This is a genomic window from Tabrizicola sp. T46 (genome assembly GCF_057219895.1).
Window position 1 is genome coordinate 766,843 of the sequence record NZ_JBXVVV010000001.1, and the last position, 15,218, is coordinate 782,060.

Below are 15,218 nucleotides of genomic sequence, written 5' to 3' on the forward strand. Positions count from 1 at the left end.
CTGCTTCCCTGCAACTACATGAGATATCGCCTGAAACCCATTGGTATTTTTAAGTTTTCGGATCGCAAACGCTGTGCTAGCCTCTGAGCTGAGGCAGAACAACGGCACCGGAAAACCGGGCCAGCAGGCAAAGGGATTGGCGACGTGGCATCGCTTCTCGGGCGGATTCTTCACGCATTCTTCTTGATTTTCCTCGTCTCCGCCGTGGTGGTGACAGCCCCGGTGCAGGCGGCACCCTTCGCCGCGATCGTGATGGACGGTCGTACCGGCGAGATTCTTTACGAAAAGAACGCTCGGACGCGGCTGCACCCGGCCTCGCTGACCAAGATGATGACGCTCTACATCGTCTTTCAGGAGCTTCAGGCCGGTCGGCTGACTCTGGACAGCCGCGTCACCGTGTCGAAATACGCGGCCTCGCAACCGCCCTCGCGGCTCGGGCTGAAGCAGGGCCAGAAGATCTCGGTCCGGCATCTGATCCGGGCCGCAGCGATCAAGTCGGCAAACGATGCGGCGGCAGCCCTGGGTGATGCGGTCTCGGGCGACCATGTGGCCTTCGCCAAGCGGATGACGCGCACCGCACGCCAGCTTGGCATGAACGATACAACATTCAAGAATGCCCACGGCCTGACCGCCGAGGGGCACCTTTCGACCGCCTATGACATGAACGTCCTGGGGCGGCACCTCTTCTATGACTTCCCGCAGTACTACAACATCTTCTCCCGCCGCACCGCCGATGCCGGTATTGCGACGGTCCGCAACACCAACACGCGCTTTCTGGACAACTATGAAGGTGCTGACGGGATCAAGACCGGCTACACTTCGCCCGCCGGCTTCAACCTGACAGCCTCGGCCCGGCGTGGCAGCAAGCACATCATTGCCACCGTCTTTGGTGGAACCTCGACGGCCAACCGCAATGCGAGGATGGCCGAACTGATGGACATCGGTTTCGACAAGTCCCGGAACCGGGTGCGCGAACAGCCGCCTACGGCGCCTGATCCGGATGCCGCCCTTGTCGCCTCGGCCGAGCCGCAGATCGACGAGATCGACGAGGAAGGCGGCGCCGGCAAGACCATTCGCGTCTCGGGTGAGGTCAAGAGCTCACCTCGTCCGAAGCCGCGCCCGACAGCGCCCGATGTGCCGTCGGACGTCGCCATCGCAATGGCCGAGGGCATCAGCGGCGCGCTTGCGGAAGCCACCACTCCGCCACCGCCGCCCGGAACGCTGGACTTCCAGGCCGAAGCGATCGCCTCGGGCGAGCCGTCAGCCGACATCGCGCCCGTGGCCCTTGCCGCGCTGCCCGAACCCGACACGGATGCCGCCGTCGCAGCCGCGCTTGCCGCTGCGACCGGTGCCGAGACGCAGCCAGCCGCCCCGGCGGAAACCGAAGTCGCGGCAGCGATTGAGGCCCCGCTTCCGCCCGGAACGCTTGAAGCTCAGGCGGCTGCGCTATCGGAAAACCCGTCTTCAGCCGAGCTGGCCGGCGAGATGGCCGTGGCCGCCCTTCCTACGGCGACCGACCCCGAGCTTGCCGACCTGAGACCCACGCGCCGGCCGGAAACGCTTGCCGCCGCAGCTTCGGCCCCGGCGGAGAATTCATCTCTGTCGACGGACGTCTCGCAGCCCGAAGCCGCCACCGCGACCCAGGTGGCCGCAGCTGAAGCCATGCCCGAACTCGTCGTCACCGACCCCGGATCGGAAGCGGATGGCCTTGTCCTTGAAGAAGTCACCGCCGTCGAGACCGTGTCCGCCGCAGCGGTTGCGCCCGCGTCCGTTGCCCAGCCCGCTCCGCTCGCCGCGTCGGTGGTTCCGGTCCGCAGAGCGCCCATCTTCGACACGGTCGAGGTCGCCGCCGCCCCGGAAGAGGCAGCAGAAGACGTGCAGGAAGTGGTGGTCATGTCCACGTCGGGCGGTCGCCATTTCGGTGTGATGGTGGGCGATTACCCGTCGCGCTACGAGGCTGAGCGCGCCCTCCTGAAAACTGCGCTCGCCGAAAGCGCGACCCTGAACGAAAGCCTGCGCAAACCCACACAGGCCAATGGAGCCTGGCGTGCAAGCTTCATGGGCCTGACCGAGAACCAGGCCGAGCTTGCCTGCCGCCGCCTTCGTGCCCGTGCCGTTCCTTGTGAAACCGTAGGAGGCTGAGAGATGGTTGCACTCGTTTTCCCGGCACTGCCGACGGTGACCCTGCCGGTGACCGGTCGCCCCGAACGCTTTCCCGTGCGCCGTATCTTCTGCGTCGGCCGGAACTATGCCGAACACGCGCGAGAGATGGGAGCGGATGAACGCGAAGCCCCGTTCTTCTTCACCAAGCCCGCCGATGCGGTGGTCGAAACCGGCAGCCGCATCCCATACCCGCCCGCCACCGCGAACCTGCATCACGAGGGGGAACTGGTGGTCGCGATCGGCAAGGCTGGTGCGATGGTGGCCGAGGCGGACGCGACCGCGATGATCTGGGGCCATGCCGCCGGCAATGACCTCACACGCCGCGACCTGCAGGCCGAGGCCAAGGCCAGTCGTCGTCCGTGGGACATGGCGAAGGGCTTCGACAAGTCTGCCGTGGTCGGTCCGATCCGCCCGGGTCCTCTTCCCAACGCGACCCTGCGCTGCTCGGTCAACGGTGCGCAGCGGCAGGAGGCGCGGCTGTCCGACATGATCTGGACACCCGCCGCGATCATCGCTGCGCTGTCGCGGATGGTCAGCCTTTCGCCCGGTGACCTGATCTTCACCGGCACACCTGCCGGCGTCGGCCCCCTGAACCGGGGCGACACCTGCAAGGTCGAGATCGACGGCCTCCAGTCGGCAAGCGTCACCATCGCCTGATATCCGTTTGTCGATGACTTCGTCACTCCTCGCTGCCGCTGGCGACGAGAAGACGAAGTCGCACGAGGAGCCGCAGCTCAGGGTTTCGGCCGGTCGTCCCAGTCCTTGGTCAGGATGCGGTGGGCATCGCCGTCAGGATCATCGAACTGCTTCGTCTTCATCGCCCAGAAGAAGGCCACGAGACCCACGCCGCCCAGAAGCAGGGATACCGGGATGAGGATCGTCAGGATCTCCATCTACTTCAACCGCATCGCATTCAGGGAGACGGTGATCGACGACAGCGACATCGCCAGCGCCGCTGCCAGCGGCGTTGCCGCCCCGACCAGCGCCAGCGGCACCGCGATGACGTTGTAGCCGCCCGAGATCAGGAAGTTCTCGACCATCCGCCGCGCCGACTGCTTTCCGATCCGGACCGCATCGGCGATGGGGGCCATGTCCTGCCCCAGCAGCACGATGTCCGACGCCACCCGCGCCGCATCCAGTGCCGTGGCCGGGCTGATCGAGACATGCGCCGAGGTCAGCGCCGCCGTGTCGTTCAGCCCGTCGCCGACCATCAGGACCTTGCGGCCTTCCCGCGTCAGCTCGGCAATGCGGGCGGCTTTCTCCGCCGGCAGGACGCCCGCGCGCCACCGGACGATGCCCAGCCGGTCGGCAAGCTCGCGCACCGGGGCCTCGCTGTCGCCAGAGAGAAGTTCCACCTGCATTCCCGCCGAGAGGAAGGCCGCGACAGCCTCGGCCGCGCCCGGACGGGGGCGGTCGGTGAAGGCGAAGGCATGGGTCCGGCCGGCAAGGGCAAGGTACGTCGCCGTGGACGCGACCGCCTCGGCCCCGCACCAGTCAGCCCGTCCCAGCCGCACGCGTGCGCCGTTCCAGAGACCCTCGACACCCTGACCCGGCACCTCGCGCAGGTCGGTGACGTCAGCCGGCGCAATCCCCAGCGCCCGCGCGCCATCGGCCAGCGCCCGGGCAAGGGGGTGGGAAGACCCCGCCGCCAGTGCCGCCGCGACGGCCACGGCCTGGGGCGCGTGGCTCTCCAGCGCCACCGGATCAGGGACACCCATGGTCAGCGTGCCGGTCTTGTCGAAGACCACCGTATCCACTTCGGCCAACCGCTCCAGCGCCGTGCCGTGCTTGATCAGCAACCCCTTGCGGAACAGCTTGCCGCTGGCCGAAGTGATCACCGCAGGCACGGCGAGGCCCAGCGCGCAGGGACAGGTGATGATCAGGACCGCCGCCGAGATGTTGATCGCATACCGCAGATCGCCTCCCGTCGCCCACATCCAGTAGCCGAAGGCGCTGAACGACAGGATATGCACCAGGGGCGAATAGGCCTTGGCCGCCCGGTCTGCCAGGCTGGTGTAGCGCGTCTTCGCCCCCTCGGCGACCGCCACAAGGTCGGCCATCCGGTGGAGGCTCGACTCCTTGCCCGCCGCCGTGACCCGTACCGTCAGCGGCCCGGTCAGGTTCACCTCGCCAGCGCTGACCAGCGTGCCTTCGCTGGCCTGCACCGGAAGGCTTTCCCCGGTCAGAAGGCTGCGGTCCAGCTCGGATGCGCCATGGATCACCACGCCGTCGACGGGCATGCGGGCACCGGGGCGGACCAGCACCAGATCCCCCGCCACCACGGCCGAGATCGGCGTTTCCACCTCTGCCCCCTCGACCAGAAGGATCGCCCGCGGCACCTCGAGCGCGGCCAGTTCCTCGGCCGCCGACCGGGCGATGGCACGCGTACGGTGGTCGAGGTAGCGGCCAAGGAGCAGGAAGAAGGCGAGCATCACGGCTGCGTCGAAATAGGCGTGGTGCCCCGACATCCAGGTCTCGTAGACCGAGATCGAGCTTGCCAGGATCAGGGCAAGGCTGATCGGGACGTCCATCCCCAGCTTGCCCACACGCAGGGAGGCCCAGGCCGACTTGAAGAAGGGCTGCCCGGCGAAGATCACCGTGGGCAGGGCAATGGCGGCGGAAATCCAGTGGAAAAGGTCGCGCGTTGCATCTTCGGCGCCTGACCAGACGGCGACCGACAGGAGCATGACGTTCATCATACTGAAGAAGGCCACGCCCAGCCGCATCAGAAGGTCGCGGCCCTGCTTGTCGGTCTCGGTCGCGCTGAGGAGGCCGGGGTCAAGCTCATGCGCCTCCTGCCCCTCGGCTTCCAGCACGCGGATGAGATCGGCCGCCGTCACCTCGGGCGCCGCCTCGATGCTGACCCGCTTCAGGGTCAGGTTCACCCTGGATGACCTGACACCCGGCACCCGCGCCAGCGCGCCTTCGACCGTCGAGATGCAGGCCGCGCAATGCGCCAGCGGCAGCGAGAGCATGATCCGCCCGTCGCGTTCCGCCCGCAACGCCGCGATCCGCTCGGCCGCCGGCACCACGGCGCAGGCCGGGCAGGCCGAGACCGGTGCGCGCGCGAAATCCTCGACGACGGTCATCCCTTATCCCTGCACGAAAAGCTCGGTCCGCTGCTCGAACAGCGTCCCGTCGGGGGCCTCGGCGGTGACCTTCACCATCCACTTGCCCCGTTCCAGCACCAGGGGAGCGGAATAGACATCGCCCATCTCGGCAAACTCGGGCCAGGCATCCTGCGCGGTGGTCGTCGTGCGGCCTACCAGCACTTCAAGCTTCTGCACCCGGACCGGCAGTCCGTCGCGATTGGTAAAGGCAAGGTCGATCCGCCCGTCCCTGTAGGTCGGTTCCAGCGTCCAGCCCAGCGCCTCCTGCGCGGCCTTGCGCTTGTTGAAGCCCTGGCTCGCGACATAGGAGTTCTTGACCTCAAGCCCGGGGAAGGTCGCGACCGCCTGCCAGGCAAGCGTCAGGTTCACCGCGATGATCACCGCAAAGGCGCTGACCGTAATCACCAGAACATGGCGTCCCGTCAGTTCGCGCATGTCAGTTCTCCTTCCCGTTGAAGATCGTATCATGGTGGACGCGGTTCGTCGTCCCCTCTTCGGCGATCCAGAGGCGCACCTCGGTCCGGTCTGCCGCCGCAGCCTCGCTGCCCGCGGCTGCCGTCAGGTAGACGCGCTGCTGCATCGTCTCGTTCGCTGGTACCGTGACGGTCAGGCCTTTCACCCCTTCCAGCGAGGTTTCAAGCCGGGCGGCCGAAGTCACGTTGATGGTAAACTCGGCATCCGTTCCCTGCATGTTGCGCAGGCGCAGGTCGTAGGCGTTGCGGATGCTGCCGTCGGACAGGGTCACGAAGGTCGGGTTCCGCACCGGCGTCACGCTTACGTCGATGGGCTGGCGCAGGAACAGCGCCACCACAAGGCCGATGCCGACCCCGGCCCAAAGCACGGTATAAAGCACGGTCCGGGGGCGGAACACGTGGCTCCAGACCGACTTCGGCTTCTCGCCCGCACGTTCGCGCACCTCATCGGTCAGCGCCATGTAGCCGATCAGGTCGCGCGGCTTGCCGATCTTGTCCATGATGTCGTTGCAGGCATCGATGCAGAGCCCGCAGGTGATGCAGGCCAGCTGCTGGCCGTTGCGGATGTCGATCCCCATCGGACAGACGTTCACGCAGGCCATGCAGTCGATGCAGTCGCCATTGCCTTCCACAGTCTGCTTGCCGCGCGGCTCGCCCCGCCATTCGCGGTAGGCAATGGTCAGCGTATCCTCGTCCATCATCGCGGCCTGGATGCGCGGCCAGGGGCAGGCGTAGATGCAGATCTGCTCGCGTGCGAACCCCCCGAAGAAGAAGGTGGTGAAGGTCAGGATCAGGATGGTGAAATAGGCGACAGGGTGCGCCTGGAAGGTCAGCAGGTCGCGCAGAAGCGTCGGCGCATCGGTGAAGTAGAAGACCCAGGCCCCGCCGGTGGCCAACCCGATGAACAGCCAGATCCACCACTTGATCCCGTTCTTGATCAGCTTTTCCCAGTTCCAGGGCTGGCGGTGAAGGCGGATGCGGGCATTTCGGTCGCCTTCGACCCAGCGCTCGACCAGGATGAAAAGGTCGGTCCAGACCGTCTGCGGGCAGGCATAGCCGCACCAAACGCGGCCGGCGGCCGAGGTGAAAAGGAAAAGGCCAAGGCCCGCCATGATCAGAAGCCCCGCGACGAAATAGAACTCGTGCGGCCAGATCTCGATCATGAAGAAGAAGAAGCGCCGGTTTGCAAGGTCGACCAGAACCGCCTGATCCGGCAGGTTCGGCCCCCGGTCCCAGCGGATCCACGGCGTGATGTAGTAGATGCCCAGCGTGACCGCCATGATCCACCACTTCATCGTGCGGAAACTGCCCTTCACACGGCGCGGGAATACCGGTTCGCGGGCGGCATAAAGGCTGGGCGGGTCTTCGGTCGTCGACAAGGTTCTTCTCCTGACGCAGGTCGCGTCCTGACCTGCCATCCCGCATGATGGGCGCTGCAGCCTTGACCTGCATCAAGAAAGGGCCGGAAACCCTGCCCGCCGGATGCGGCATTGCGGCGCAATCGCCGGAACACCGAAGGGGGCCCAGAGGCCCCCTCCATACCACTTACTCGGACAGCATCACTCGCCGCCGCCCCGGCTGTGGACATAGAACGCCACCGCTCGGATCTCGTCCTCGCTGAGGCGCGTGTTCCAGTTCGGCATGACCCCGAAACGGGCATAGTAGACCGACTCGCGGATCTGTTCGCGCGAACCGCCGTAAAGCCAGATCGCATCAGACAGGTTCGGCGCGCCCTGGGTGCGGTCGCCGCTGCCGTCGTCCATGTGGCAGCCGTTGCAGCCGGAGTCCGTCCAGACCGTGGCACCGGCCGCCGCCAGCGCCGCGTCATGTTCCTGCCCCGAGATCGCAAGCACATGCTCGACAACTTGGTCGATCTGCTCGGCATCAAGGATCTGGTCCACGCCGAAAGCCGGCATCTGCGAATAGCGGGCATCAGGATCGGTCGTGTTGCGTATGCCGTGGGCGATGGTCAGATAGATGTCCTCCATCGTCCCGCCCCAAAGCCAGTCGTCGTCCAGAAGATTCGGATAGCCCTTGCCCTCGAATCCCGCCGCGCCCGACCCGTGGCAGGTCGTGCAATTGGTGCGGAAAACTGCCGCCCCTGCCCGTTCGGCAAAGGCCGCAAGGTTCGGATCAGCGCCGATGGCGTTCAGGTCGGTCGAGGCAAGCAGGGCCCGCGTCTCGGCGGTGCGTTCGTCCCACATCGCGATCTCGGCCGCCGCATTGGCGCGGGTCGAATGGCCCAGCACACCCGGCGTCGCCTGGGTGATGAGCGGCCAGGCAGGGTAGAGGATCGTGTAGCCGATGCCCCAGACGATGGTGGCGTAGAACACCCAGACCCACCAGCGCGGCAGGGGGTTATTCAGTTCCTCGATACCGTCCCACTGGTGGCCGGTCGTCTCCACCTGCCGGGGTTCGTGCTTGATTGGCTTGGCGCACATGGCCTTAGCCCTCCTTATTGGCAGGGGTGGCTTCCGCAGGACGGTCGTCATTGCGGAAGATCGAATTGGCGACGTCCTGGTGCAGGGCGCGGCTGCCGGGGCGGAAGGCCCAGAGGCACAGACCCAGGAAGCCAAGGGTCATCGCCAGAAGGAACCAGCTGTCCGCCATGTGGCGCAGGAAAGTATAGGTTTCCATCTCGTCCCCCTCCCTTAGCGGTTCGCCACAGGGGTGTAGGTCGAGAAGTCGACCATGGTGCCCAGCACCTGGATGTAAGCGATCAGCGCGTCCATCTCGGTCAACTCTGGCCGCCCGTCGAAGTTGCGGACGTTGACCGGAGTGCCGAAGGCCGCGTCACCATAGCGCTCTTCCAGGCCCGAGCTGTCGCCCAAGGGGTCGACCTGAGCCCTGAAGTCGGCCAGCGCATTCTCGACCATCTCGTCGCTGTAGGGCACGCCTACCATCCGGTTGGTCAGCACGACGTCCTGGATGTAGCGCCCGTCGATGACGTTGTCGGCCAGGAAGCCATAGGGCGGCATGACCGATTCCGGCACCACCGACTTCGCGTTCTCGAAGTGGTCCTGGTGCCATTCGTCCGAGTAGCGGCCACCCACCCGTGCAAGGTCCGGCCCGGTGCGCTTCGAGCCCCACTGGAACGGATGATCGTACATCGATTCCGCCGCCAGGCTGTAGTGGCCGTAGCGTTCGTGCTCGTCCCGCATCGGGCGGATCATCTGGCTGTGGCAGCCATAGCAGCCCTCGCGGATGTAGATCTGCTTTCCGGCGAGTTCGAGAGGCGTGTAGGGACGCACGCCTTCGACTTCCTCGATCGTGTTCTCGAGGTAGAACAGAGGGACGATCTGCACGATCCCCCCGATGGTCACGACCAGAAGGCTCAGGACCATCAGCAGCGTGGCGTGGGTTTCGATTGCCTTGTGCTTGTCAAGAAAAGCCATGTCTCGTCCCCTTATTCCGCCGGGACCATGGCATGGCGGCTTTCGCGCACAGGCTGCGCGCGCACCGTCATCCACAGGTTCCAGCACATGATCACGGCCCCCACGAGGAAGAGCCCGCCGCCCAGCGCCCGCACGACATACATCGGGAACTTCGCGGCCACCGTGTCGGCGAAGGCGTTCACGAGGAACCCGTTCGCATCGACCTCACGCCACATCAGGCCTTCCATGATGCCCGTGACCCACATCGAGGACGCGTAAAGCACGATCCCGATGGTGGCGAGCCAGAAGTGCCAGCTGACCAGCTTCAGGCTGTACAGCCCCTGCCGGTTCCAGAGCCGCGGCACCAGGAAGTACAGGACGCCGAAGGTGATCATCCCGTTCCAGCCAAGCGCACCGGAATGCACATGGCCGATGGTCCAGTCGGTGTAGTGGCTCAGGCTGTTCACGGCCTTGATCGACATCATCGGGCCTTCGAAGGTCGACATGCCGTAAAAGCCGATGCTGACCACCATCATCCGGATGATCGGGTCGGTCCGCAGCTTGTCCCAGGCGCCCGACAGCGTCATCAGCCCGTTGATCATGCCGCCCCACGAGGGCATCCACAGGATCACCGAGAAGACCATGCCAAGGGTCGAGGCCCAGTCCGGCAGTGCGGTATAGTGCAGGTGGTGCGGACCGGCCCAGATGTACAGGAAGATCAGCGCCCAGAAGTGGATGATCGACAGCTTGTAGCTGTAGATCGGGCGTTCAGCCTGTTTCGGCACGAAGTAGTACATCATGCCAAGGAAGCCCGCGGTCAGGAAGAAGCCCACAGCGTTGTGGCCATACCACCACTGCACCATCGCGTCCTGCACGCCGGAATAGACCTGCACCTGCGCCGAACCGAAGATCGACACCGGGATCGCCGCGTTGTTGACGAGGTGCAGCATCGCGACCGTCAGGATCATCGACAGAAGGAACCAGTTCGCCACGTAGATGTGGGGCTCCTTGCGCTTCATGAGCGTGCCCATGAAGGCGATCAGGAAGGCGACCCAGACAACCGTGATCAGGATGTCGACGTACCAGACCGGCTCGGCATATTCCTTGCCCTGCGTCGCCCCAAGCACATAGCCGGTGGCGGCCAGCACGATCACCAGCTGCCAGCCCCAGAACACGAACCAGCCAAGGTTCCCGCCGAAAAGCCGTGCAGCACTGGTGCGCTGGACGATGTAGAACGAGGACATGATCAGCGCGTTGCCACCGAAGGCGAAGATCACCGCGCTGGTGTGAAGGGGCCGCAACCGTCCGAAGTTCAGGTAGCCCTGCGCCCATTCGAAGTTGAGCTGCGGAAAGGCCAGCTGGGTTGCGATGACCACGCCCACCAGAAACCCGACCACGCCCCAGAAGGCGGTGGCGATGGCCCCGGCGCGGATCACGTCGTCGAAGTATTCATGCTGCAGGTTCGGCTTCGGATCGCCCGCCTTGCGCAGAACGAACAGAAAGGCGATGCCGGCTGCCAGCATCACCGTGATCGCATTGACCTGGTAGGCCAGGTCGTGGCCGTAGTTGGCGGCAATCGCGGCCAGCACCGCGACGACGCCCAACCCGGCCAGTTTCAGATAATCCCACATGTTTCGCGTCCCTTCGTCTGTCCGTCCGGCTGTTCGCCCGCATGGGAATCGGGGCCGTGCCGACACTTCGACAGGGTGATCTCTGCCTTGCCCCGGCTCACGTTTCCTTGATCTGCGTCAACCAGGGCGTCCCAGCGCTTTGACACGGGTCAAGGCGGGGTAGGCCGCCATCTGCAAGGCTCGGCCCATCGAAGCATCGGAGAGACAACCATGGCTTACAAATCCCTGCTGACCATCGCGGCTTCAGCCGAGGGCCTCCTCCCGGTGGTGACGGCCGCCGCAAAGATCGCCACCCAGTCCGACGCGCATCTTGATGCGCTGGCACTTGGGGTTGATCGCACCCAGATCGGTTACTCCTATGTCGGCACCGGCGCAGTGATGATCGCCGCCGCGATGGAGCGGGCGGAAGAAGACGCCCGCGCCGCCGAAAAGGCGCTGAACGCGGCCATTGCCGCCCAAGGTCCTGACCTGCGCTATGCCGTCGAGACCTCGGTCACCCAGCTTGGGGCGCTGACCGATCTGGTCGCCGCCCGCGCCCGTTACGCCGACCTGGTCGTCCTGCCCCTGCCTTATGGCGCCAACCGCGGCGTCGAGGACGAGGCTCTGACCGAGGCTGCTCTGTTCGAAGGCATGGCCCCGGTGCTGATCATCCCCGAAAAGGGCATGGCTGCAGCCGAGCCGCGCAATGTCGTCGTCGCCTGGAACCAGAGCCGCGAGGCGCTTGTCGCCGCCCGCCGGTCGCTGCCCTTCCTGCGCCGGGCGGAAGCCGTGCAGATCGTCGTCATCGACCCGCCCGCCTACGGGCCGGAACGGTCTGACCCCGGCGGCCTTCTGTGCCAGTTCCTTGTCCGCCACGGTGTCAGGGCCGAGGTCGTGGTCCTGGCCAAGGCCCTGCCCCGCGTCTCGGACGTGCTGGCCCGCCATATCCGCGATGCCAACGCCGACCTTCTGGTCATGGGTGCCTACGGCCACAGCCGCTTCCGCGAGGCGATCCTGGGCGGTGCTACCCGCGACATGCTGGAAAAGGCCGAAGTGCCGGTGTTCCTGGCGCATTGAGGGGAACGGCCCCGGTGGCGTGAATTGCCACCGGGGTCCGCCTTCGCGCCCCAGAAGCCGTCATCACAAAGATGTAGAGGATAACGCGATGGCCGCAGCCGACCCTGTCACACAGTTTGTACACGACGCCTTAGTCGCCGGACGATCACGAGACACGATAAGCAAGGCTCTGATCGAAGCTGGCTGGTCCGGCAAAGAAGTCGTGACCGCACTCGATTCATTTGCAAACACTGATTTTACTCCGCCAGTGCCGCGTCCTCGCACCTATCTGACCGCGCGCGACACTTTCATCTATCTTCTCCTGTTCTCAAGTCTCGGCTTCGTCGCATTCAATATGGTAAGCTTGGTGCACGGAATGCTGGACCTTGCCTTGCCGGATCCGACTGAAAGCAGTTGGGCCGAGGAATACAGAACCAGCAGCATCCGCTGGTCGATTGCGGCGCTGGTAGTTGCGACGCCGCTCTACACATGGATGACGCTGTACATTCGGCGTCAGGCCCGGCGGGACACTGGACATCGAAGATCCTCAGCACGAAAATGGCTGACTTACCTGGCCCTGTTTGGCGCCGCCTTGGTGTTCTTGGGCGATATCGTCTACGTGATCTATAGCTTCCTTACCGGCGAGGCCACGTTGCGGTTTCTGCTGAAGGCCCTGACCATCGCCGTCGTTAGCGGGTCCATCTTTCTAGTGTACCTGCGCGATATCGAGGAAGGCGCCAATGAACCATAGGTTCTTTCTGTGGCTGGCCATATCAGCCGTGCTTGCGGCAGTCACCGGAGGGCTTCTGATGGTCGGGGGGCCTCGGCAGGCTCGGAATGAGAAGTTCGACGACAAGCGTTGGGACGAGTTGGTCGCTCTTGTTGTTGGTCTGGAATGTACAGGGAACGATTATCGGCATGACAGCGGTATGCCGACCGAGTTGACGCTGGAAAAGCTGCGTGCGCATTGCAACGGTAACGAATTCATTAGCAAAGACGCCCTGACCGACGACGAAACCGGACAGCCGTATGTTTATGGCCTGCAGGACGACGGATATTTCTTCGTTTGCGCCACCTTCCATGATCCTGACCGCATCTGGAGGATTAACGGGGATCACTACCTTGGCAAGTCATTCAATGTCGAGACAAGCTGCCTGTGGGGATTGACGCCATGATCCGGCGGCTCATGGTTGGTTCTCTTGCTCGCGCCACAGCCAATCCGTCGCAAGCCGTTGATCGAGAGTTGCGTTCAAGCTACCCACTCCGAACTGATCAGACCAGCATACCGCCGTCACTGTCATCCCCGGCCTCTTCCAGAAGCCGGTCGATGCTGGGAATCTGGACGTGACGGTTGCCTTCCAGGGTGATCACCCCGTCCTTCTTCAGGGCAGAAATCTGCCGGCTGACCGTCTCGAGCGTCAGGCCCAGGTAGTCGGCCATCTCTTCCCGGGTCAGGGGCAGGTCCACCGTCAGCATCCCCTTCGCCCGCTTCTGGTGCAGCGACGCCTCCCGACGCGCGATGATCGAGATCAGCGAGGCGATCTTCTCCCGCGCCGTCTTGCGGCCCAGCAGGAGCATCCACTCCCGCGCCGCATCCAGCTCGTCCAGCGTCATCTCGAGAAGCCGCTGGGCGATATGGGGGGTGGACGCCATCATGTCCTCGAAGGGCTTCTTGCGGAAGCAGCACATCACGAGGTCGGTGGTCGCCACCACGTCGAAAGCCGCCACCGGCCGCCCCGGCCGCCCGACGAAATCCGATGGCAAGAGCAGCCCGACCATCTGCCGCCGCCCGTCCTCCATCGTCTGGGTCAGCGTGGCGATGCCCGATACGACGGACCCCACGAATTCCATCCGGTCGCCGGACCAGATGATCGTCTGGCCGGCCTGGAAGCTGCGGTAGTACTTGATCTGCTCCAGCCGCCCCAGTTCGTCCGTTTCGCAACGCGCGCAGACGGCGCGGTGGCGGATCGGGCAGTCCGAACACTGCACGTGAACGAAGTGGTCCTGCATATGGGCGTCCTCGTCTAATTGATCTGGGTCAAGGAGCGTCACGTTTGGTTGACATAGCCTAACCTGATGACCCACGACCCGCAACTCGCCCGGCTCGGGCTTTTTGACGCGCGTGTTCCGCGCTACACCTCCTATCCCACCGCGCCGCATTTCGGCGCCGGGATCGGGCCGGACGATTTCACGGGCTGGATCGAGGCGATCCCCGAAGGCAGCGAGGTTTCGCTTTACCTTCACGTCCCGTTCTGCCGCCGGCTCTGCTGGTTCTGCGCCTGCCGGACGCAGGGCACCACCTCGGACGATCCGGTCAACGCCTATGTCGAGACCCTGAAGACCGAGCTTGCGATCCTTGGTCAGCACCTGCCGCGGGGCATCACCCTCAGCCGGCTGCACTGGGGCGGCGGCACGCCGACGCTTCTCTCCGCCGACCGGATGCTGTCCCTGGCCGAGGCGATCTTTGCCGTGGCGCCGATGGCCCCGGGCGGCGAGTTCTCGGTCGAGATCGACCCGAATGAGATCGACGATGCGCGCCTCGATGCCCTGGCCGACGCCGGGATGAACCGTGCCTCGATCGGGGTTCAGGACTTCGATCCGCTGATCCAGAAGTCCATCGGGCGCGAGCAGGGCTATGCCCTGACCCGCAACGTGGCCGAACGCATCCGCGCCCGGGGCGTCGCCAGCCTGAACGCCGACATCCTGTATGGCCTGCCGCATCAGAACGGCCCCCGCATCGCGGATTCGGTGCAGAAGCTTTTGACCCTTTCGCCGGACCGGGTGGCGCTTTACGGCTATGCCCATGTCCCGTGGATGAGCCGGCGGCAGCAGATGATCCCGTCTGACGCGATGCCCACGCCAGAAGAACGGCTGGACCTCTTCGAGATGGCGCGGAAGCTTTTCACCTGGGACGGCTACCAGGAGGTCGGCATCGACCACTTTGCACGGCCCGATGACGGCATGGCCCGCGCCCAGCGCGAGGGCAGGCTGAAGCGGAACTTCCAGGGCTATACCGACGACCCCGCCCCCGTCCTGATCGGGCTTGGCGCCTCGTCGATCAGCCGCTTTCCGCAGGGCTATGCCCAGAACGCCTCGGGCACGGCGGACCATACCAAGGCGATCCGTGCGGGGCAGTTTTCAACCCATCGCGGCCACCGCTTTGTCGGCGAGGACACCTTGCGTGCCCGGATCATCGAGGCGCTGATGTGCGACTTCACCGTGTCCCGGGCCGAGATTCTGCGAAGCTTCGACGTGACGCCCCAGCGTCTGGAGAGCCTGTTTCAGAGGGCGGCGGTCGAGTTCGGCAGCATGGTCAGGGTCAGCGAAGAGGGCTTTGCCATCCCGGACCGCGCCAAGCCCCTGACGCGGATGATCGCCCGCGCCTTCGACGCCTACGACAGCGCCCGGGCGCAGCATTCCTCGGCCATCTGA

General features: G+C 65.1%; 15 protein-coding genes. 6 read left to right on the plus strand and 9 right to left on the minus strand.

All coding sequences use genetic code 11. The features are described from left to right. Window positions 1-144: 144 nt before the first annotated feature. Both AC2D9V_RS03940 and AC2D9V_RS03945 read left to right on the plus strand, forming a co-directional pair. On the plus strand, window positions 145-2,142 hold the full coding sequence (locus tag AC2D9V_RS03940; RefSeq protein WP_484712730.1) for a D-alanyl-D-alanine carboxypeptidase family protein: 1,998 nt from the start codon (window positions 145-147) through the stop codon (window positions 2,140-2,142). 3 nt (window positions 2,143-2,145) lie between these two features. Then, on the plus strand, window positions 2,146-2,820 hold the full coding sequence (locus AC2D9V_RS03945) for a fumarylacetoacetate hydrolase family protein (protein ID WP_484712731.1): 675 nt from the start codon (window positions 2,146-2,148) through the stop codon (window positions 2,818-2,820). Window positions 2,821-2,897: 77 nt separating this feature from the next. On the opposite strand, the gene ccoS is transcribed toward AC2D9V_RS03945, so the two are convergent. The 8 genes from ccoS to ccoN all read right to left on the minus strand — a co-directional run bounded on the left by ccoS (window position 2,898) and on the right by ccoN (window position 10,751). After that, window positions 2,898-3,056: a cbb3-type cytochrome oxidase assembly protein CcoS gene (ccoS, locus tag AC2D9V_RS03950; protein ID WP_484712732.1), complete on the minus strand. Its 159-nt coding sequence runs from the start codon at window positions 3,054-3,056 to the stop codon at window positions 2,898-2,900. Continuing rightward, complete coding sequence (locus AC2D9V_RS03955; protein WP_484712733.1) at window positions 3,057-5,252, minus strand: heavy metal translocating P-type ATPase; 2,196 nt, start codon at window positions 5,250-5,252, stop codon at window positions 3,057-3,059. A 3-nt stretch (window positions 5,253-5,255) separates the two neighbouring features. Then, the gene (locus AC2D9V_RS03960; protein WP_484712734.1) at window positions 5,256-5,708 is read right to left on the minus strand and encodes a FixH family protein; all 453 of its coding nucleotides are present in this window, start codon (window positions 5,706-5,708) and stop codon (window positions 5,256-5,258) included. Window position 5,709: 1 nt separating this feature from the next. Continuing rightward, window positions 5,710-7,125: a cytochrome c oxidase accessory protein CcoG gene (gene ccoG / locus AC2D9V_RS03965; protein WP_484712735.1), complete on the minus strand. Its 1,416-nt coding sequence runs from the start codon at window positions 7,123-7,125 to the stop codon at window positions 5,710-5,712. A 180-nt stretch (window positions 7,126-7,305) separates the two neighbouring features. Next, window positions 7,306-8,187 (minus strand): cytochrome-c oxidase, cbb3-type subunit III, encoded by an 882-nt coding sequence (gene ccoP / locus AC2D9V_RS03970; RefSeq protein WP_484712736.1) that lies wholly within the window; start codon window positions 8,185-8,187, stop codon window positions 7,306-7,308. Between the two features lie 4 nt (window positions 8,188-8,191). Beyond that, window positions 8,192-8,383 carry a cbb3-type cytochrome c oxidase subunit 3 gene (locus tag AC2D9V_RS03975; protein WP_484712737.1) on the minus strand — a complete coding sequence of 64 codons (192 nt, stop codon included), beginning with the start codon at window positions 8,381-8,383 and terminating at the stop codon, window positions 8,192-8,194. Window positions 8,384-8,397: 14 nt separating this feature from the next. After that, entirely contained in the window at window positions 8,398-9,141 is a 744-nt protein-coding gene (gene ccoO, locus AC2D9V_RS03980; protein WP_484712738.1) for a cytochrome-c oxidase, cbb3-type subunit II, read from the minus strand. Between the two features lie 11 nt (window positions 9,142-9,152). After that, a complete protein-coding gene (ccoN, locus tag AC2D9V_RS03985) occupies window positions 9,153-10,751 on the minus strand; it encodes a cytochrome-c oxidase, cbb3-type subunit I (RefSeq protein WP_484712739.1) in 1,599 nt (532 codons plus the stop codon). Window positions 10,752-10,961: 210 nt separating this feature from the next. Here ccoN and AC2D9V_RS03990 point away from each other — a divergent pair, with 210 nt between their 5' ends. The 3 genes from AC2D9V_RS03990 (at window position 10,962) to AC2D9V_RS04000 (ending at window position 12,961) form a co-directional block, all read left to right on the plus strand. Beyond that, window positions 10,962-11,807 carry a universal stress protein gene (locus tag AC2D9V_RS03990; protein WP_484712740.1) on the plus strand — a complete coding sequence of 282 codons (846 nt, stop codon included), beginning with the start codon at window positions 10,962-10,964 and terminating at the stop codon, window positions 11,805-11,807. Window positions 11,808-11,895: 88 nt separating this feature from the next. Then, the gene (locus AC2D9V_RS03995; protein WP_484712741.1) at window positions 11,896-12,537 is read left to right on the plus strand and encodes a DUF5671 domain-containing protein; all 642 of its coding nucleotides are present in this window, start codon (window positions 11,896-11,898) and stop codon (window positions 12,535-12,537) included. Beyond that, on the plus strand, window positions 12,527-12,961 hold the full coding sequence (locus tag AC2D9V_RS04000) for a hypothetical protein (protein WP_484712742.1): 435 nt from the start codon (window positions 12,527-12,529) through the stop codon (window positions 12,959-12,961). Before AC2D9V_RS03995 ends, AC2D9V_RS04000 begins: the two co-directional genes overlap by 11 nt. A 97-nt stretch (window positions 12,962-13,058) precedes the next feature. Here the strand turns inward: AC2D9V_RS04000 and fnrL are convergent, their stop codons facing one another. After that, window positions 13,059-13,796 (minus strand): transcriptional regulator FnrL, encoded by a 738-nt coding sequence (fnrL, locus tag AC2D9V_RS04005; protein ID WP_484712743.1) that lies wholly within the window; start codon window positions 13,794-13,796, stop codon window positions 13,059-13,061. Between the two features lie 66 nt (window positions 13,797-13,862). On the opposite strand from fnrL, the gene hemN reads away from it, so the two are divergent. Beyond that, on the plus strand, window positions 13,863-15,218 hold the full coding sequence (hemN, locus tag AC2D9V_RS04010; RefSeq protein WP_484712744.1) for an oxygen-independent coproporphyrinogen III oxidase: 1,356 nt from the start codon (window positions 13,863-13,865) through the stop codon (window positions 15,216-15,218).